At 66.6% G+C, this 17,160-nt stretch carries 13 protein-coding genes; 1 reads left to right on the top strand and 12 read right to left on the bottom strand.

All coding sequences use genetic code 11. The features are described from left to right. Positions 1-39: 39 nt before the first annotated feature. The 12 genes from ACLQ25_RS05790 to ACLQ25_RS05735 all read right to left on the bottom strand — a co-directional run bounded on the left by ACLQ25_RS05790 (position 40) and on the right by ACLQ25_RS05735 (position 15,211). Complete coding sequence (locus ACLQ25_RS05790) at positions 40-717, bottom strand: SDR family NAD(P)-dependent oxidoreductase (RefSeq protein ID WP_425729789.1); 678 nt, start codon at positions 715-717, stop codon at positions 40-42. Beyond that, positions 714-1,718 carry a S66 peptidase family protein gene (locus ACLQ25_RS05785; protein ID WP_425729787.1) on the bottom strand — a complete coding sequence of 335 codons (1,005 nt, stop codon included), beginning with the start codon at positions 1,716-1,718 and terminating at the stop codon, positions 714-716. The genes ACLQ25_RS05790 and ACLQ25_RS05785 overlap by 4 nt, the downstream gene beginning before the upstream one ends. Next, a complete protein-coding gene (locus tag ACLQ25_RS05780; RefSeq protein WP_425729785.1) occupies positions 1,715-2,470 on the bottom strand; it encodes a class I SAM-dependent DNA methyltransferase in 756 nt (251 codons plus the stop codon). The genes ACLQ25_RS05785 and ACLQ25_RS05780 overlap by 4 nt, the downstream gene beginning before the upstream one ends. Then, the gene (locus tag ACLQ25_RS05775; protein WP_425729783.1) at positions 2,463-3,314 is read right to left on the bottom strand and encodes a class I SAM-dependent methyltransferase; all 852 of its coding nucleotides are present in this window, start codon (positions 3,312-3,314) and stop codon (positions 2,463-2,465) included. Before ACLQ25_RS05775 ends, ACLQ25_RS05780 begins: the two co-directional genes overlap by 8 nt. A gap of 463 nt (positions 3,315-3,777) precedes the next feature. Beyond that, positions 3,778-5,046: an ATP-grasp domain-containing protein gene (locus ACLQ25_RS05770; RefSeq protein WP_425729781.1), complete on the bottom strand. Its 1,269-nt coding sequence runs from the start codon at positions 5,044-5,046 to the stop codon at positions 3,778-3,780. Positions 5,047-5,054: 8 nt separating this feature from the next. After that, positions 5,055-6,968: a hypothetical protein gene (locus tag ACLQ25_RS05765; RefSeq protein ID WP_425729779.1), complete on the bottom strand. Its 1,914-nt coding sequence runs from the start codon at positions 6,966-6,968 to the stop codon at positions 5,055-5,057. Continuing rightward, positions 6,965-8,260 (bottom strand): MFS transporter, encoded by a 1,296-nt coding sequence (locus ACLQ25_RS05760; RefSeq protein WP_425729777.1) that lies wholly within the window; start codon positions 8,258-8,260, stop codon positions 6,965-6,967. The genes ACLQ25_RS05765 and ACLQ25_RS05760 overlap by 4 nt, the downstream gene beginning before the upstream one ends. Next, a complete protein-coding gene (locus ACLQ25_RS05755; RefSeq protein WP_425729775.1) occupies positions 8,257-9,471 on the bottom strand; it encodes a cytochrome P450 in 1,215 nt (404 codons plus the stop codon). Before ACLQ25_RS05755 ends, ACLQ25_RS05760 begins: the two co-directional genes overlap by 4 nt. Then, a complete protein-coding gene (locus ACLQ25_RS05750) occupies positions 9,468-11,195 on the bottom strand; it encodes a non-ribosomal peptide synthetase (RefSeq protein WP_425729772.1) in 1,728 nt (575 codons plus the stop codon). Before ACLQ25_RS05750 ends, ACLQ25_RS05755 begins: the two co-directional genes overlap by 4 nt. A 162-nt stretch (positions 11,196-11,357) precedes the next feature. After that, a complete protein-coding gene (locus tag ACLQ25_RS05745; RefSeq protein WP_425729770.1) occupies positions 11,358-12,596 on the bottom strand; it encodes an ATP-grasp domain-containing protein in 1,239 nt (412 codons plus the stop codon). Between the two features lie 119 nt (positions 12,597-12,715). Beyond that, positions 12,716-13,735, bottom strand: coding sequence for an asparagine synthetase A (locus ACLQ25_RS05740; RefSeq protein WP_425729768.1), 1,020 nt, complete (start codon positions 13,733-13,735; stop codon positions 12,716-12,718). Between the two features lie 495 nt (positions 13,736-14,230). Next, positions 14,231-15,211: a TauD/TfdA family dioxygenase gene (locus ACLQ25_RS05735; RefSeq protein ID WP_425729766.1), complete on the bottom strand. Its 981-nt coding sequence runs from the start codon at positions 15,209-15,211 to the stop codon at positions 14,231-14,233. 881 nt (positions 15,212-16,092) lie between these two features. On the opposite strand from ACLQ25_RS05735, the gene ACLQ25_RS05730 reads away from it, so the two are divergent. Then, positions 16,093-16,869, top strand: a complete 777-nt coding sequence (locus tag ACLQ25_RS05730; RefSeq protein WP_425729764.1) for a hypothetical protein — start codon at positions 16,093-16,095, stop codon at positions 16,867-16,869. The last annotated feature ends 291 nt before the right edge of the window (positions 16,870-17,160 follow it).

Below are 17,160 nucleotides of genomic sequence, written 5' to 3'. Positions count from 1 at the left end.
ATTTCCGGACTGGAATTCGTGCGGCTCAAGGATCAGCCGTCATCGAGGCCTGGGGATCTCGATGACCGCGCCCGACAGATGGTGGAACTCCGGCGTCGTCAGCGCGACGATCGTCCGGGCGACATCCCCCACGTCCAGGGCGGTCGCGGGATCTCGGCCAGGGAATGCGGTGCGGAACATGTCGGTGTCCATCGCCCCCGGACTCACGTAGTTGAATCGAATCCCGTCTGGCTCCAGCTCCATGGCCAGGCATTGCGTGAGGAACCCCGATGCCGCCTTCGCCGTTCCGTACCCGTAGCCGTGCGGCCGTGGGCGGCTGCCCATCCGTGACAGGACCACAATCACGTGACCGTTAGCGGCGGCCAGCTGCGGACGGAACTGCCGGACCAGGCGATAGGTCCCGACCACGTGCTCGTCGAGCATCGTGAGGAACGTGGTTGGCTCCAGCTCGGTCATGCCACCCAGCGATGCGCTCCCGGCACTGATCATGAGGAGATCCAACGTCCTGCCGCGCGACGCCTGGGCGTGGGCGAGACGCGCCACCGAGCTGTCGTCACGGAGATCGAGTGGCTCGTAGTCGCGAGCACGGCCGTCCGCGGATTCGAGGTCCGCCCGTGAACGTCCGGTGCGCAGAACGGACCAACCTGCCTGCTCCAGTTGCTCGGCCACCTCCCGGCCGAGTCCGCGCCGGCCGCCCACAACGAGTGCGGAACTCATCGGAGTGCCTCGGCGGGCCGGGGTGCCAGCACGAGTTCCCGCGCGTCGGCGTCCAGCGATGCCTGATGGCCGATCGGCAAGGTCAGCATCGGATCGGTGTGCCCGATGTCGACGTTGAGGACGACCGGTATCCCGCTGCCACCGTGTCGGCGGACCATCGCCTTCTCGATCTCGGTGGAGAGCTCGGGCGGTGCACGGAAGGTGCGGCCGACGACCACGCCGGCGAGGTCGTCGAGCGCGCCGGCCTGTTCCAGATGATCCAGCGAGCGCTCGATGAGGCCGAGCGACGTGTTACAGGTCTCCCAGAACAGGATCGCACCGTTCAGACTCGGGAAATAGGCGGTGCCGAGCAGCGCCTCGAGGGTCTCGAGGTTGCCGCCGATCAGCGGCCCGGACGCGCTCCCGGCGCCAAGCCAACGCTGCTCCGGCCCGGACGCCTTCGTGCGGGGCCGGACATCGTCCTGATCCCATTGGAGGAACTCATCCGTCCACGCGGGCACGTGGGGAAGAGGGCCCTCCCAGGGCCCGGACAAGAAGCGCAGCAGTTCCTGTTCCGAAACGGGCTGCGGCGCCGGGAATTCCGCCAACTCCGGCAGCAGCGTCGGCCCATGCAACGAGACAACTCCGGCCCGGGTGAGGATCCCCAGGTGAAGAGCGGTTATGTCGCTGTAGCCGACGAGGAACTTCGGGTCTCGACGCAGCGCGTCGAAATCCAGCATCGGTAGGAGGGCGTTGCTGTTGTAGCCACCGATGCTGGCGATGATCGCGCGCACGGAAGAATCAATGAGCAGAGCGTTGAGCTCTTCCGCGCGTTGCGCCGGGGATCGAGGCTCTGACCTGGCTGCTCCTTCAGGCACACGAACCTCGAACCCCGACGCACGGAGAAAGGCGACACCACGACGAAACCGCGCAGGGGTTGGTGGCGGTTGGCTCGACGGAGAAGCGATGGCAACCGTGTCACCGGGCCGCAGTGGCGAAGGGTAGAGCAGCTTATGGGTCATTCCTTGACCAGGACCAGGCAGCGTCGCATGGTATCCGGCGTCACGGCGTTGTCGGTGTAGTCGTCGAGATCCTCCAGAACCCGGAATCCCGACTCCGCACAGGCTGTTTCGAGTTCGTTCTCGGTGAACCACCGCTGCCGGTGATACTCGGTCGCCCGGCTGAAGCTCGCGCCATCGCTGCGCGTGAACAAGGTGATCAGGAACTCGATGCTCCGGGTCGCCGCATCGTAACGATTGCGCCAGACATAGGCGAAGTCATCGAGGTCGTCGCCGAAGTGCGAGGAGCCGAAAACCTGCTCGATCTTCCGCTGGGTGTTCACGTCGAAGATGAAGACACCCCCGGGCCGCAGGGCGGTAGCCACACCGCGAAGCAGCTCGGCGAGCTCGCCGTCCGCCGCCATGTAGTTGACGCTGTCGAACGTGCACAACGCGGCGTCGTACGCGCCGCCGAGATCGGCGGACGGGAGGGTCCGCAGTAGGTAGTCCGCCCCCTCGCCGTCGATCGCACGGGCCTGCGCGAGCATCTCCTCGGACCCGTCGATCCCCTTGACGTCGAAGCCTCGCCCGCGAAGCAGCCGCGTCAGGCGTCCCGTGCCGCAGCACAGGTCCACGACGCGCCGGGCGTCGTGCTGCTTCAGCCGTCGCTCCACGAAGTCGGCCCACCGGTCGTACGGGTTCTCGGCCGTCCACCGGTCATAGATGGGAGCCAGTTGCGCGTATGGCATCTCGACACCGGCCCCTGCGTCAGGCATCGGCGGGCTTTCGGACGTGGACCATCAGGTTGACCCCGCGGTCGGCCCATTCCGGGCGTTCCGAGGCCTTCAGCTCCGCTGCCAGCGCCGCGTTGAAGAACTCCCGGTCCTGAAGCGCGTTCGACACGAAGCCGAGCTTTTCGTAGGGGTAGCCGAAGTCCTCGGGGCCCGGGTAGGTGAGCAGCGGGACACCGTACACGCGGGGAACCTCGAAGCCGGCCCCTTCGCCGAGCTTCCGCAGGTCGGACGCGGAGTACACGCGCAGCGGCGGAACGTGCTCGGCCCAGCGCACGATCTGGTCGTTCAGGAGGGTGTCGAGTTCCTCCGGGGTGACGCCGTCCCGGCTCAGCTTCGAGTGCAGCGCGTTGGAGAGCGAGTGGGACATGAACATGCCCTGGGCGCCCGGCTTGAGCACGCGTGCCAGGGTGTCGAAGGCCGCCGCCGGCTGGTCCAGGAAGCTGAGTACCCCGTAGGTCGAGATGGCGGCGTCGAACGACTCGTCCGCCAGCATGGGAGCGTCCTCGAGGTCGCACAGCACCACGGTGACGCGTTCGCCGAAGGGCGACTTGGCGACGTTCTGGAGCGCTTCCTCCACCATCTTCTCCGACTTGTCGGCGACGGTGACGTCCACATCGAAGTGCTCGGCGGCCCAGAGCGCCCAACGGGCGGTGCCACCTCCGGCGTCCAGGATGTGCTGACCGGCCTGGACGCCCAGATGTTTGTCCATGAGTGCACGCACCAGCGCGTCGGAGAAGGCCCAGAAAGGTGCCTCGTAGAATCCTTGCACATTGGGGGCGTAGGGCTCGAAGAACTTTTCGAACTGTTCAGTGCTCATGAGTGACATAGCTACGTGGCCTCACTGTCGAGAGTGAACGAGCATTGATTGACGAAAAATGTGTATAGGCGCGGATGCTTGAGGCAAATGTGTGGTTCGGTCGTTAGCGGGCATCTCGGTGCGTAGGAACTCGTTGCGTCACCTCGGTGGGGTTGAAGCGGCAGTTCTCGATATCTAAAAAACCTACCGGACGACGGTGACGTGCGACAAGGGGCTTCTGATCAATTGATCGACGGCGTATTCAGGGGTTTTGGGCAGCCACGTACACGCCCTCGGAACTCGGTGTTTCGCACCCGGTTCGGTGGCTGATCATTGGCCGGTAAGCCCTTTGTGCGTTGGGTTGGAGTGCGGTCGTGGCGTGAAGTGTGGAGTGGGCGAAAAGCGGATTCAACGCTGTCTGACAGCCCGCGCCGACACGTTGCTCGGGATCACCGTCACCTTGCTCGGCATTGACGGGAGAATCGGCAGGCGGTCATCCGGCGGCGGTCTGCTCTGGAAGCGGACTGACCGTGTAGACCAGGGCGTCGCGCACCGCGGCTGCGCGAGCTCGCAGGGTCGCCACGTCCGGTGCGGCCAGAAGAAAGTGAGCGAAGAAGTTCTCCTGGTCGATCGACTCGGCCCGGTAGGGGGAGAGGACGAGACCATCGACGACGCCCGGCAGGCCCAGCAGGTCGGCCACCGCACTGTGGCACGTGACGATTCCTGCCTCGTCCGCCTGGATCGGAAGCGCGCCCCACAGTTGGGCCTCGACCGGATGAGGTTGTCGAGCCGGCTCCCTCGGCTTCCGCTCGTCGGGGTGGAAGAGCGCCATGTCGATCAGGGTGTCGATCGGGTTCAGCCCGGTGAGTTGCGTGACGGCGTGCAGGTTCACGCCGCCGCCCACGCGCGGGTTGATCTCGATCAGCTCCGCGACGCCGCCGGCGGCCCGGCCCTCGACGTGGAACCAGGCCTCGTCGACCCCGATGGACGCGCAGAGCTGCGACACCCGGTCGGCCAGGCGTCGGGCGGCCTCGTCGACCCCCTCCGACGTGGGCGGGGAGACGAGTAGCCCGGTGTCGTGAAAGCGCTGCCCGACGTGCGCGTCCTTCTCGAAGATGACCACCGGGGTGAACCGGGAACCGGTCACCGGACCGTCCATCGAGAACTCGGTGCCGGGGACGAACTCCTCGAGGATCATCTCGCAGTCCGCGCCGAAATCGTGGGCCGCTTCGAGCAGGTAGGCGGTCGCCTCCGCACGGTCGTGCAGCAGCCGTACGCTCCGGGACGCGCCGCTGCGTTGCGACGGTTTGCCGATTACCGGGAAGCCCGGCACGTCGTCCAGTGGGAACGACGCGGCCGGCCCGGCCGTGAACCGCAGGTCGGAGAGGCCGTGCTCCCGCATCGCCGATCTGACCTTCGCCTTGCTGAGAAGCGTGGCCAGACCGGGCGAAGCCCCATGCACGCCGAAGTGCTCCACGAGGTGGATCTGCCACGGGATCAGGGCTTCGACGAGATTGATGAGGGCAACCGGCGCGGGCGCCAGGGCAGCCACCTTGGCGGCAAGCTGAGACTCCGAGTCGTGCGCCCAGTCGACCAGGACGTGGCCGTCGCACAGCCCTCGATTGAGGTCGTCGGGCTCGTCGGACACGAGCACGGGCGAGTATGCCCGCTCCCGGAGGGCGTGCACGATGTAGCGCACTCCACCGGCGTTCAGCTCGGAAAGGATCAGGACCTGCCGTTGGACTTGGCGGGCGTCACTCATCTTCGGTCTCACCGTTCCTCGGGAACGATCGCGAACGCTCGTCCGCCGAGGTGGACGGCGCCGGACGCGATCACGATTACGCGACAGAAATGCTGGTGATAGGGGAAGGCGTCGTTGTTGACGTGCATTTGCGCTGACAGCAGGACATCGTCGGTGCTCCCGGGCGTCACCCGTACTTCACCGGGGTCCGGCACGTCGACGCCCTGGAAGTACTGCCCATGTAGGAACCAGCCGACGGTGAGGCGGTCGGTCCTCCAGCCGTCGGCGCCCGGACGCAGTCGAACCGTCCCGCGAACGTCCTCCCCGCGATGCCAGACCTCGGGTATGTCGATCAGCGGCACCTGTAGCTGAGGATCGGCCGGGGCGTCCCAGACGTGGCTGCATCGATGGCAGAACGCGGCCGTGCGGGAGGTCCAGGGTCGGTCCAGGCTGGTGCCGACCAGTTCCTCGACCGTCGCTTCGCAGTAGGGGCACGGCGTCCGCGCCGCGTGGGTCCGGGTGGCCAACACGGGCTCCCAGATGCTGTCGAACCCGGAGTAGGTGGCCGATGTGTAGTCGATGAGTTCGGCCGCTGCCGCCATCTGTGCCCGGGCCAGAAGGTCCGGGTCGGGTACGGACCGGGTTTCCAGCTCGGCCACGCGGGTTTCGAGGGCCGTCGAGTTTAGGCCGAGATCGAGCAGGCTCCGCAGCAGCTGTTGCGGGGTCGCTGCCGTGCCGGAACCGGATGCCAGGGCTGTCGTCGCGGGCGCGACCTCGGGATCGGCCGAGCGTGCGGCATCGGCCTCCCAACGCCTCAAGGTGGCCTCGTCGGCCGGTGCGACTCCACCGGCCACCAACCACGGGAACCCGAGCAGGGCGAAGTAGGGCAGTTCCGTCTCGGTCTCCCTCGCCCTGCCGTTGAGGGCTGCGACCACCTCACCCAGCGGGACTCCCGCGTCGCACAGACGGTGGAACGTCTCGGTGGCCCAGTCCGTCGTGTGGGAGGGGAACATGGGGCCGATGGCGGCCGCGGCGTAGCCGGAGCTGAGCGCGTTGGTCAGGAGGAACTGACGGGGCGCCCGGCCGCTGTGCGGGCGCCAGCTCAGGCAGGAGTTGGTGAAGACGACCTCGGCTCGGACCGATCTCGCCTCGATCACGTCGTCCAGGCTCACTCCGGGCAGGAAGCACGTGCCCTCGAACGCGCAGTGCGGAGCCCCACCACCCGCACCGAGCTCGAGCCACTGTCGGCGGGACTCGTGATCGCTGCCGCACAGGACGGTGTCGTTGAGCAGTACCGCGTGCTCCCGCCCGGACGACGTGATCGACAGGAACGTCGCGCTGCCGGCGACGACTGCCTGGTGGACCGATTCGCGGGTGACCTGCGCCCCGCTGAGGACCAACGCACCGGCGCTCAGCAGCGGACCATTGGGGAAGGGGCTCAGGAACACGTGCTTGCGAGTGGCCGGTTCACGATGCCCCGACGCCAGGTTCTTCAGGATCAGCCAGGAGAGCTGGTCCAGATCGCCTGCGGTCAGGAATCCGAGCCGGGGTACCCGCCCGCCCGGCCGGTCCCGGTACGCATTGACCCGATCGACGACGGCGAGGGCGTCATCGACGGACACCTCGTCGGCGAGGGCGATGACGAGTACGTGGGCGGCCTGATCATCGAGGACGAGGTGCTCGCCGAGGCCGCCGGACGGCAGCGTGACGACCGTTCCACCGAAGCGAGCCGCCAGCGCCTCGGCGACGCGGGCGACAGGCGAAGCTGAGACGCACACGACGCGAAGGTCGGCGACCGGTCGGGACCTGTCCGGCGTTCCCAGCGACGTGACGTCGACCGGTGCGCTCCTGCTCCGCAGCACCGGGAACGAGTCGGGGTCCGCGAGCTCGCGCACGTACGTGTCGAGGTCGTGGTGTTGCGAGAGCACGCTGGTCGGTGTCATCGGGCGACCGGCCTTTCGTGCTGCGGGGCGGCCGGGTCACTCACGTCGAGCCGTCCGTGGAGACGTCGCGAGGCTTCCTCTCCTCGGAAGACCGGCACGGCACAGACGGTCGCGGCGAGCAGCGCCACCGCGACGGCGGATACGACCACGACGAGGAGAGGGCTCGTGGCGGCAGCCACCGGCACGGCCAGCAGCAGGCCGAGAGGCCGGCACCCGTACGAGACGAACCCGTCGAGCGCCGACACCCGCCCGAGCATCTTGCCGGGCACGCGCTGCTGAACGGTGGTGCCCCAGAGGGTGTTGAAGATCGCGAGGGCTACGCCGTAGACGAACATGCCGGCCAGGGTGATGGGCAGGGGGGCACCCGTCGCGAGCAGGATCAGGCCGGGCGCGACCCCGAGCGCGGTCGCCGTGTACGCGGCCAGCAGCGGGCGCTTCGGAACGAAGCGGGTGGAGGCGAATCCGCCGGACAACATCCCGAGCGAGCTCGCGAGTAGCAGCGCGGACCAGCCGGCGACGCCGTCGTAGTGCTTGATCGCCAGTAGCGGGCCAAGCACCGGCAGCATGCCGAGCACGAGCATCTGGAACATTCCGGCGTTGGCGAGCCCGGCGGTCAGCCATGGCGTCCGTGCCACCTCTTTGACCCCGGTCACAAAGTCGGCAGCCCAGGAGCTGCCGGACTGGGCGACAGTTGCCGGGATCCCACGGATGCGGGTCAGGAGCAGGGCACTGGTGAGGAACGTCAGGGCATCGGCCAGCAACGCGACACCGGGCGAGGTCACCGACACCAGGAGGCCCGCCAGTGGGAACCCGAGGATTCCGACCGACGTGAAGGTCATGGACAGACCGGCGTTGGCGGTCTGGAGGTCGCGGCCGCTGGCGAGTCCAGCCAGGATCTTGCTCGTCGCCGGTATGTAGAGCGCGGCGGCTGCCCCGTTGACCGCGAACAACGCCACGAGCTGCCACGCCGAGGGGCTGCCGAAGACGATCAACACACCGATCGCGGCCTGGGTCCCGAAGGCCACGAGATCCGCGGCGATCATGAGAGGCCGAGGCGGGAAGCGGTCGACCGCGACGCTGCCGAGCAACAGCACCGCCACCTGGGCGATCGTGCGCGCGGCGAGGACGAGCCCGGTGAGGAATCCACTCTTGTCCAGCGCGAGCATCGCGAACGGAATTCCCACGAGGGCGAGGACATCGCCGAAGCCGCTGACACCCTGGGAGGTCAGCAGGAGGCGGAACTCGCGCTTCAGCCCCGGACGGCTCGGGGTCTGCTCCATCTCGTCGGTCACTTGACCCGCACCGGGAGGGAGGTGAAGCCGCGGATGAAGTTGGACTGCAGTCGCACGGGCTCACCGTCCGGGATCAGTCGCACGTCCTTCAGCGCTGCGACCGCGCGAAGGAGCGTTTCGAGCTCGACCAGCGCCGGCGTCGCCCCTACGCAGCGGTGAATGCCGATGCCGAAGGCCAGGTGGTTCGTTGCTTTGCGGTCGAGGCGTAGTTCCAAGGGATTCTCGAATTCTGATGGATCACGGTTGGCGGAGTAGATCCAGAGCAGCACGGTCTGCCCGGCCTTGATCGTCGTGCCGTGCATCGTCCGGTCACTGGTCGCCACCCGCTTGACGTAGGCGGCGACGGAGGTGAGCCGCAGCATCTCCGTGAGTGCGTTGGGCACCAGATCGGGGTTCTCGACCAGCGCGGTGTACGACCACGGCTCCTGCATCATGAGCAGCAACGACCCGGACGCCGTGTGGGCGGACGTCTCATTGCCCCCGAAGACGAGATTGACGAGGTTGTAGATCACCTCGTCGCGGGTGAGCGTGCCGGTGCGTTCGGCGGCGAGGAAGTGGCTGAGGGCGTCATCACGGGGCTGCGTGGCGTGTCGTGCCTCGAGAATCTCGTCGAGGAACCCGAGCAGCTCTATCTGTGCCACGGCCCGTCGGGTCTCCTCGGGCACAGAGAGGTCGGACAGCGTCTCGTCCCGGTAGCCGACCACGGCGTCGGTGAGGTCGACGACGTGATTGGCGGCGGACTCGTCGATGCCGAGCAGCGTCATCAGCGCGGCAACCGGCAGTTGACGCGAGATGGAACGCGCGAAGTCGCCACCGCCGTCGGCCAGGAGGACGCCGAGTTCGCGATCGAGCAAAGCCTGGAGCTGCTGGCGGATTCGCTGTGCCATCGCTGGGCCGAGAGCTCCGAGGAACACCCGGCGGAAGTACCGATGCTCAGGCAGGTCGCTCGCGACGAGCATCTTGCTCCTGGCGGAGTCCTGGTTCGAGTGGAAGGAGCTGCCCATGATGGCCCCGCCCAGCGAGCTCAACCAGTCATGGTCGCGGTAGCAGGCGGAGACGTCCGCGTAGCGGGAGAGGTTCCAGAAACCGTCTTCCGACCCACCGTCATTCCAGTAGACAGGCTGGTCCTTCCGCAGATGCGCGAACATCGCTTCGGGGGCGTTGGTGCGAAAGAGATTTGCGTCGCGCAGGTCGGGAATGGACTGCGTCATCGCGTCGCCCGCTCATCGATCAGGTCGGACAGCGCGGTGAGCGTCTTCTCCTGGAGTAGATCCTTGAAGCCGAGGTCGACCGACAGCTCAGCTTTGATCATTCTGTTCAGGCGGAACAGCAGGATCGAGTTGCCGCCGAGCCGGAAGAAGTCGTCATCGAGACCCACGGGGGAGACCCGCAGAAGCGTGCTCCACATGGCTCCGACCCGCTTCTGTGTCTCGGTGACCGGGGGAGTGAAGGCCGACAGGCGCGCGCTCTCGGCGAGAGCGAGCATGCGCATCTCACTCACGTCGCGCTTGCCGTGGTCGGTGGAAGGGATTCGATCCACGGTGACCAACGAGTGCGGGACCAGGTGCGCGGGGAGGCGCGACTCGGCGAACTCCCGCAGTTCGGCGACGCTCGCCCCCGAGCGCAGTACGACGATGGCGACCAGGGACGGCTCCACCGACTGCCGTTCCACGATCAGCACAGCGTCGTCGACGGACTCGTGATCGAGCAGAACACGCTCGATCTCGATCGGGTCCACCCGGTGCCCGCTGACCTTGACCATCCGGTCGCGCCGGCCCACGAACTCGAGCCAGCCATCGTGCTGCACCAGGATGTCTCCGGAGCGGTACGTCGCCACCTTGGCGTCCCCGATCACGGCCGTCCCGAAGACGGCAGCGTTCTCAACGGGGCTGTCCTGATAGCCCAGGCTCACGCCGGGCCCGGCGATGACGGCCTCGCCGGGCGTGCCGGGGGGCACCGGGTGACCCGCCTCGTCCACCAGCTCCATGGAGCAGCCGTCCAGGGTGCGACCCAGGGGGATGCTCGGCTCGTCCGCATCGGCCGGGCTGACGGTGTGGATCGTGCACGCAGTGGTGATCTCGGCGGGGCCGTAGAGGTTGTACAGCGTCCCAGCGAAGCCCCCGTCGTACAGCTTGCGCACCGCGGAGACGGCGAGCACGTCTCCACCGACACCCAACACGCGTACTCCGCTGAACGCCCGGGGATCCGCCTCGATGATGTGGTTGAACGCCATCGTCGGCACCAGAAGAGCGGTGATTCTCCGCGAGGTCAGCTGCCGCTCGATGTCGGTGGCGAGCATCTGGGGAATGTGCGGCAGGGTGACCAGCGTCGCACCGGTCGCCAGGGCACGCCAGATCTCGTAGTGAAAGGCGTCGAAGGACAGGCTCGAGATCTGGCCCATGCAGTCGTCGGTGCCCAGGTCCGGCAGCGCGTCGTTCAGGGCGAACCAGGTCAGGCCCGCCTGCCCGAGCACGATGGCCTTGGGCTGACCTGTCGATCCGGAGGTGAAGACCAGGCCGGCCGCGTCCGAGGGTGACGGCGGGGTGAGGTCGCCGGCAGACCCGGACGCCACCGGAAGGTCGCCGGCATCGAGTACGAGAAGCTTCGTTTCCCCGTCGACGCGGTGGACGAACGAACTCGACACCATGACGAGGGCCACCCCTGCCCGGGAGAACATCTCCTTGCGACGTTGGTCGGGATCCCGTGGGTCTGCGCACACGTAGACGCCTCGGGCCTTGAGGACGGCGAGGAGCGCGACCGGAACGATGGCCGAACGCTCGAGAAGCAGACCGATGCGATCGCCCGGCTCGGCGCCGGCCTCCACGAGGGCCAGCGCGAGGTCGGTCGAGAGCCGGTCCAGCTCGCGGTAGGTGAAGTCCGTCTGGTCGTCGCGGCACGCGCTGTGGTCGGGATAGGCAGCGGCAGTCGCGGACACGAGCTCGACAAGGGTCTGCGGTGCCGGCGGTGGCGCTATCTCAACGGCCGGGCGTGTCGATCTGTGGTCTACCACGGGCGCACCCTCGTTTCGATCTCAGGAATGTCTGGTTGAAAGGCGATGTGGTCGGTGCTGTTGGGCGTGGTCTTCGCTCCGGTCCGGTCATGCCGTCGCGATCCGGATCGTGGTGTGCGACGCCTGAAGGATCCGCAGTACGTCGTCGTGGGTTGCCGCAGCGCCGAGCAGGAGGACGGTCTCGCCAAAGGTCCCCATGTCGACCGACACGACATCTCCCGGATGTTTGAGCACCCGGATCGATTCGACTCCGGGGTGCCGTGCCATCTCCTCGATCCCCCGGATGCCGGCGACGGTCCCCTCCAGTTCGGGATAGAGGGAGATGTGATAGCTGACGGAGTCGGAACCGATCGACCCCAGTTCCTTCCGCGCCTCGTCCGAGCGGCCCAGCGCGATGGCATATCCAGCCCGGACGAGCGCTCCGGGACTGCGCTGACAGAGCAGGCCGTCGACGAGCCCGCCCAGCCGGCCGTTGACCTCGATGATGACGGGGCCATCGGACGTGAGCTTGAGTTCGGTGTGGCAGAGACCGTTCTCCACACCGAGGGCTTCGATCGCCTTCGTCGCCTCGGCGTACGCGTCGTCCCGGACGGCGTCCGGCAGATTGTCCGGGAAGACCATGCCCGTCTCCCGGAACGGGGGCGTGATGGGGAACCGTCCGGAGACGCCCACGTGAGTCGGCGAGCCTTCGATCACGGCCGACTCGACGGAGATGTAGTCGCCCCACTCTGCTCCGGCGACCGTGGTGTCACCCTGGAGGATCGACTCCAGGATGAAGGCCTCACCGGGTAGCCCTTGGGCGGCCAGACGGTCGAGGAGTGGACGCAGTGAGCCCGGGTCCTCGACCCGATAGGTGTGCCGGCTGCCATAGCCGGCCCTCGGCTTGATGATGGCGGGGAACTCGATGCTGTCGAGTCCTGGCGACGAGGCGCCGTCGACCGGGACGAGAAAATCGGGACCACGCGCGCCCATCGCACGCAGGCGTGAGCGCTGCAGGAACTTGTCCCGCAGGAGCCGCGCGGCCGACGTCCCGACCGAAGGGAGCGACAGCGCCTCGGCCAGCTGGGCCGCCGGAGCGATGCCGGGGTCCGCGAACGACACGATGCCGTCCGGCTGGCCGATCACATCCAGCAGGGCGAGCGGGTCACCCGGGGTGAACTCGTGAACCGGAGCGATCTCGTGTAGCAGGTCGAGATGAGCCTCCACCTCGTCGGAGCCCTTCGGCACCGCGAACGACAGCTCCGCCATACCCTCGGCGTTCGACAGGAGCTCGAGAGGCGATGCGGATCCGCCGTCGAAGACGACCACCAGATGAGGAAGTTTCACTGCGCCATCCACTCTGGAGTTTGTGCGCGTGCTCGATCGCCGGCCGACCCGGAAGTGTTCAGCGTGGCCACGGCGGCACCTCGATTCTTCCTCGATGGCGGTTGGTCGGCTGGGGGCCGTCAGGGGAGGATGGCAACGCCGTTCTCACGGACGAATACCTGGAAGTCGCGGATGTCCGTCTGCTGGGTGACCCACATGAGCAGTCGTTCGACCCCGAGGCCGAAGCCGCTGGTCAGCATCGGCGCGCTGTCCTTCATCGCGACGTACCACCCGTACTCGGTCTCAGGCACCTCGTGCAGGCGCAGCGCCGCGCGTACCGATTCGCCGTCGACGTGGCGCTCACCGGCACCGACGACTTCGCCGGGGCCGAAGAGCAGGTCGCCGTTGAGCGCATGTCCCTCGCCGTCGTTCGCCTGGTAGAACGGCACGGAGCGCTCGTCGAAATGGGTGATCCAGACGAACTCGCCGCACAGTTCCATGATCTTCCGCTCGCCCGCTCGGGTGAGCCCCCGGAAACCAAGGTCCGGATCGGTCTTGACCAGTTCCGGGTCGCCGTCGAGCATGTCGATCGCCTGATCGAGGGTGAGACTGCGGAAAGGCGTTGGATCATCGAGGCGGGCGAAGTGATCCAGTGATCCGCTGGCCCTCGCGATATCCGGGCCGCACTCCCTGCGAAGGCGCAGGAGGATGTGCCGAATGTATTCCTCGACGAGGACCTGGGTGTCGGCGAGGGTTCCGGGAATCTCGGCCTCGCTGTGGAAGAACTGGCACAGGTGGGTCGAGTCGGAGGCCTCCCCCCGGAACGACGGCATCATGTAGTAGGCGCCCGCCTCGCTGAGGCGGCAGAGGTATTCGAGCCCGAACTGCATAGAATCGGCGAGGTACGTCCGCACGTCGAACATCGACACCGACACGGGGGTCGAATCGCTACCCAGACCCATCGGTGACGAGATCGACCCGGTCGTGACCGGAAGGTGCCCGAAACGGACGCCGCGCGCACTCCAGAATTCAACCGTGGCTGAGGTGACGCAGTCCTGGAGCTTGACGACGAGGCGGTACCATCCGCCTTGGAGTGCCTTGAGGTAATGGGTCTCCGAGTCCTCCCAGGTGCGGGGAGGGGTGATGTTTTCGTCGGTCATGTCAGATTCTCCCGGACTGCGGGCGCCGGAGCTCCTGCGGAAGCTGGAGCTTGCAGATTGCAAGCACCTTGGTCTCATTCTCGAACGTCACCAAAATCTCCATCCTTCGGTGGTCTCGGGAATTGCGGCGACGTCGTCGTCGCACTGGCCGGACTGTACGGCGGTGCACCTCCTGCCAATCTGCGGCAGGAACGCTATGAAAACGTCTAGGCAGACCTAGGCGTTGGACTGCCGGCCGCTGATAAGGCAGGCTTGGCCCCGCCATGTGGGCGGCGCGGTCCAATTCACGCCGACCCGCCAAGGCGAGTTGACCGATGACACTTCTGCGTGATCTTGTCGGCAACCTCGCGTGAGCGGATCGACGGCCCTTGGATTATCCCGAGGTGAGACCGGGCCCGTGCGTTGACGAGCCCGGCAGCCTCAGCCCCGAGGGCGCCGGTGGATGAAGCCGACCCCGGAAGGTGCGGCGGCATTGGACAGCGCACCGACCATGCGTCACTCCTGGTGCTTGATCCACAACCGCAGGAGATGGCGCCGCTCTTCGGGGTTGGGGCTGTCGACGAAGCCTGTCCGGCCGTGGAAGATCGACGTGTTGTCGAGAAGGAACAGGTCCCCCGCTTGTAGTCTCAGCTCCGTCGCGAGCCCGGCGTCCTCGATCACCTTGGGGAGGCTGCGGATCAGTTCCTGATCCTCCGCCGTCACGGACCCGGGGTGGAAGTCTCGCCCACGGTCGAGCGCCCCGATACTGAAGCGAGCCACCAGTTTTCCGGAATAGTTTCTGAAGACGGAGTCTTCGACGAACGGGCCGTCTTTCAGCGTGGCCGTCGGCCGCCCGCCCCACCACCTCTTCTCGCACAGAATGCGGAGATAATCGGGGCGGTTGGCGGCTAGCCATTCGTAAACGGCGGGTGCGCTGGCAAGCACCGACCTGCCGCCGTCTGGTGCCTGCTTCATGCAGAGCAGCCCGAGGATGCCGATGTCCGGCCGACCGCCGGGCACCTCGCCTTCCTGGGCGCTGGCATTGTCCGTGTGCATGGGCTGCGCTTCGACGGAGAGGCTTGGTTCGGGTGCGGGCTCAGCGCCACTACGAACGGTGGCCAAGACTTTTGCGGTCATCGCCTGCGAGATCGTGCCAATGGCCCCGTCCCGGGCCGTCGGCTGTTCGAAAACCGGGCCCAATAACGGACTGACGGTTTTAATGACGCCCGCGTCGATGTCTTCGATTCCGGAAACCGGCCATCCTCGGAGAACGGCAAAACCACGTCCCGAGAGCACCCGTTCGTCTGCGACCCCGCGTAGGAAGCCTCCAACGCGCTGCAGCTTGTCTTCCGGAATGCGCGCCGCGTCGACACCGTGAGCTTCGACCTCTTTTTGAATGTCGAGCAAATCATCGACAATCGCGGAGGGTACGGTTACAAGCCAGTCGTCTTCTTCGATACTTTGCTGATCCCATACGCGCGAACGCGGATAGGTCACCCCGCTTACCATTCAGGTCTCCTATGGCATCCTTGCCGCCATGGCTGGCGGCGTCCATATCAACCGACCTGATCCCCCGTCGGCTGGCACCATCATAGACAGACGAGCCGCCAGACGAAAGAGGAACTTCGAAGTAAGGTGAGGCTTGCCTTAGTAATTAGAGGCCTGACGCAGATCATATCGGGCGGCGACACCAATATCAATGCCGGTCAACTTCGCGACATTTCCGGCCGAAAGTTGACCCTCCTCGTATCGTGGGTCTGAGTCGAAAATGAACCCCATTAAACCGGCTGATGATCGGGATGCCGTCGAACCGCGCTACTGCCGGCCGGCGGGTGCTGGACCCGGGGACGCGACATCGTGATCGTTGATGGAGTGCATGGTGTGCTCTCCCGGCGGATGCCAGGGCAGGTCGACCCATGCCAATGCGGGTAACCGAGGCCCACCGCCGGCCGCAGACCGGGTTCCGTGGGCTTCAGATGTGGCCCTGGGCTGGGCGAACAGGGGTGCGGGAACGTGGGTGAACGTGGGCCGCTCCCTGCCACCTCAGGTGAACCCAAGGTCGCTAGACTAGGCCCTCGCGCCCTCGTAGCTCAGGGGATAGAGCATCGGTTTCCTAAAACGCATGCGATTCTTAGTCGCAGGCTCATGACCTGCAGGTTCCACTTCTAAAGATCAAAGAATTGGTCGCATTGCGGCATTGCTGTGACCGCTTGCTGAAGATGTGCGGGTGCGGCGCCTAGCCTGTTCAGAGTGCCGATGGCGCGATGAACTGTGCCGACGCCAGCGATGTCCAGCTCCCGGCACGGACAATGGCAGCTCTCCAGCATCTGGAGGTCTCGCGCCACCAGTAGTTCAGTGGCCGGTGGCACACTGGATGCGTGCTGATCGGGTTGGGCGCGCTCGCCTTGGCGATATTCGGCGCGCTCGGCTGGTTCGTGGGCGAGATGGTGGGCGGGCACGGTGGGGCGGGCCTCGCCGTGGTGTACGGCCTCGGCGTCCTCCTATGGGCGCTGCTCGACGAGCACACCGGCGAGACGACCTTCATGGCGATTCTCGCCTTCGTCCTGGGCCTGCCGATCGTGTACGCCGTGGTCGTCGCGGTCAAGCTGCTCGTCCTGGCGTTCGGGCTCGCCCACCTGGGCACCCGTGATGTCCTGCTGTCGAGCCTGCTCAGCGCCCTGGCCGGCACGGGCATCAGCGTCGGGCTCTCGCTCGTCGGCGCGTTCAAGCGCAGCTTGGAGCCGTCGGTCAGCCCGGTCCGACAGAATCTGGAAGAGTCGTTCCTGTCCGGCCTGTCGTTCCGGATGCCGCTGGCGCTGCTCATCGCCGGCCTGATGGACCTGCCCGACACGCCCGCCGCTCGGGTCGTGACCGGCGCGGCATGGGGCGTTGCGGCCGCGGTCTGCGCACTGGTGTACGTCGGGGTCGTCGAGAAGGAACCGGTCCGTCGGGCGTGGTTCCACATCGTCGTGGTGCAGGTCCTCATCCTGGTCTGCGGCCTGTTCGCCGTCATCCAGAGCATCGGTGAGACCAACCTCGTCGACGAGGCCGTGCAACTCGCTGTCCCGGCCAGCCTGACGTGTGGCTTGACATACCTGCTTGCCCTCTTGGGCGCCACCGCCTGCGGATACAGCTCCGGAACGCGGCGAACATGAGTCCGAGTTCGTCTTTGCGCTGCTGGCCGTTACGGACAGCGGCGGCGCGTCTGACGCCGAAGCGGTAGCGGGAGCATCACCCGAGACTGGAGATACAGCCCGTCTTCATCGCGGAAGGCGATCACCCGCCACCCGTCCTTCTCCAGACTCGGAATGTCTCATGAGACATCTGGGTCAACAGTGGGGCTGCTCCCGCTGGCGTTGCATCATGCCGGGGTCTGTGGATCTAAAGGTGTTTCCGGCCTGACCTGCCGGGCGTTGTGCCTGGTGAGGAGGGTGCTGTGATGACCG

It is taken from the genome of Micromonospora sp. DT44, assembly GCF_049841635.1.
GTDB lineage: Bacteria > Actinomycetota > Actinomycetes > Mycobacteriales > Micromonosporaceae > Micromonospora.
The sequence above is the reverse complement of the archived record's forward strand: the minus strand, read 5'-3'. Positions and strand labels throughout refer to the sequence as shown.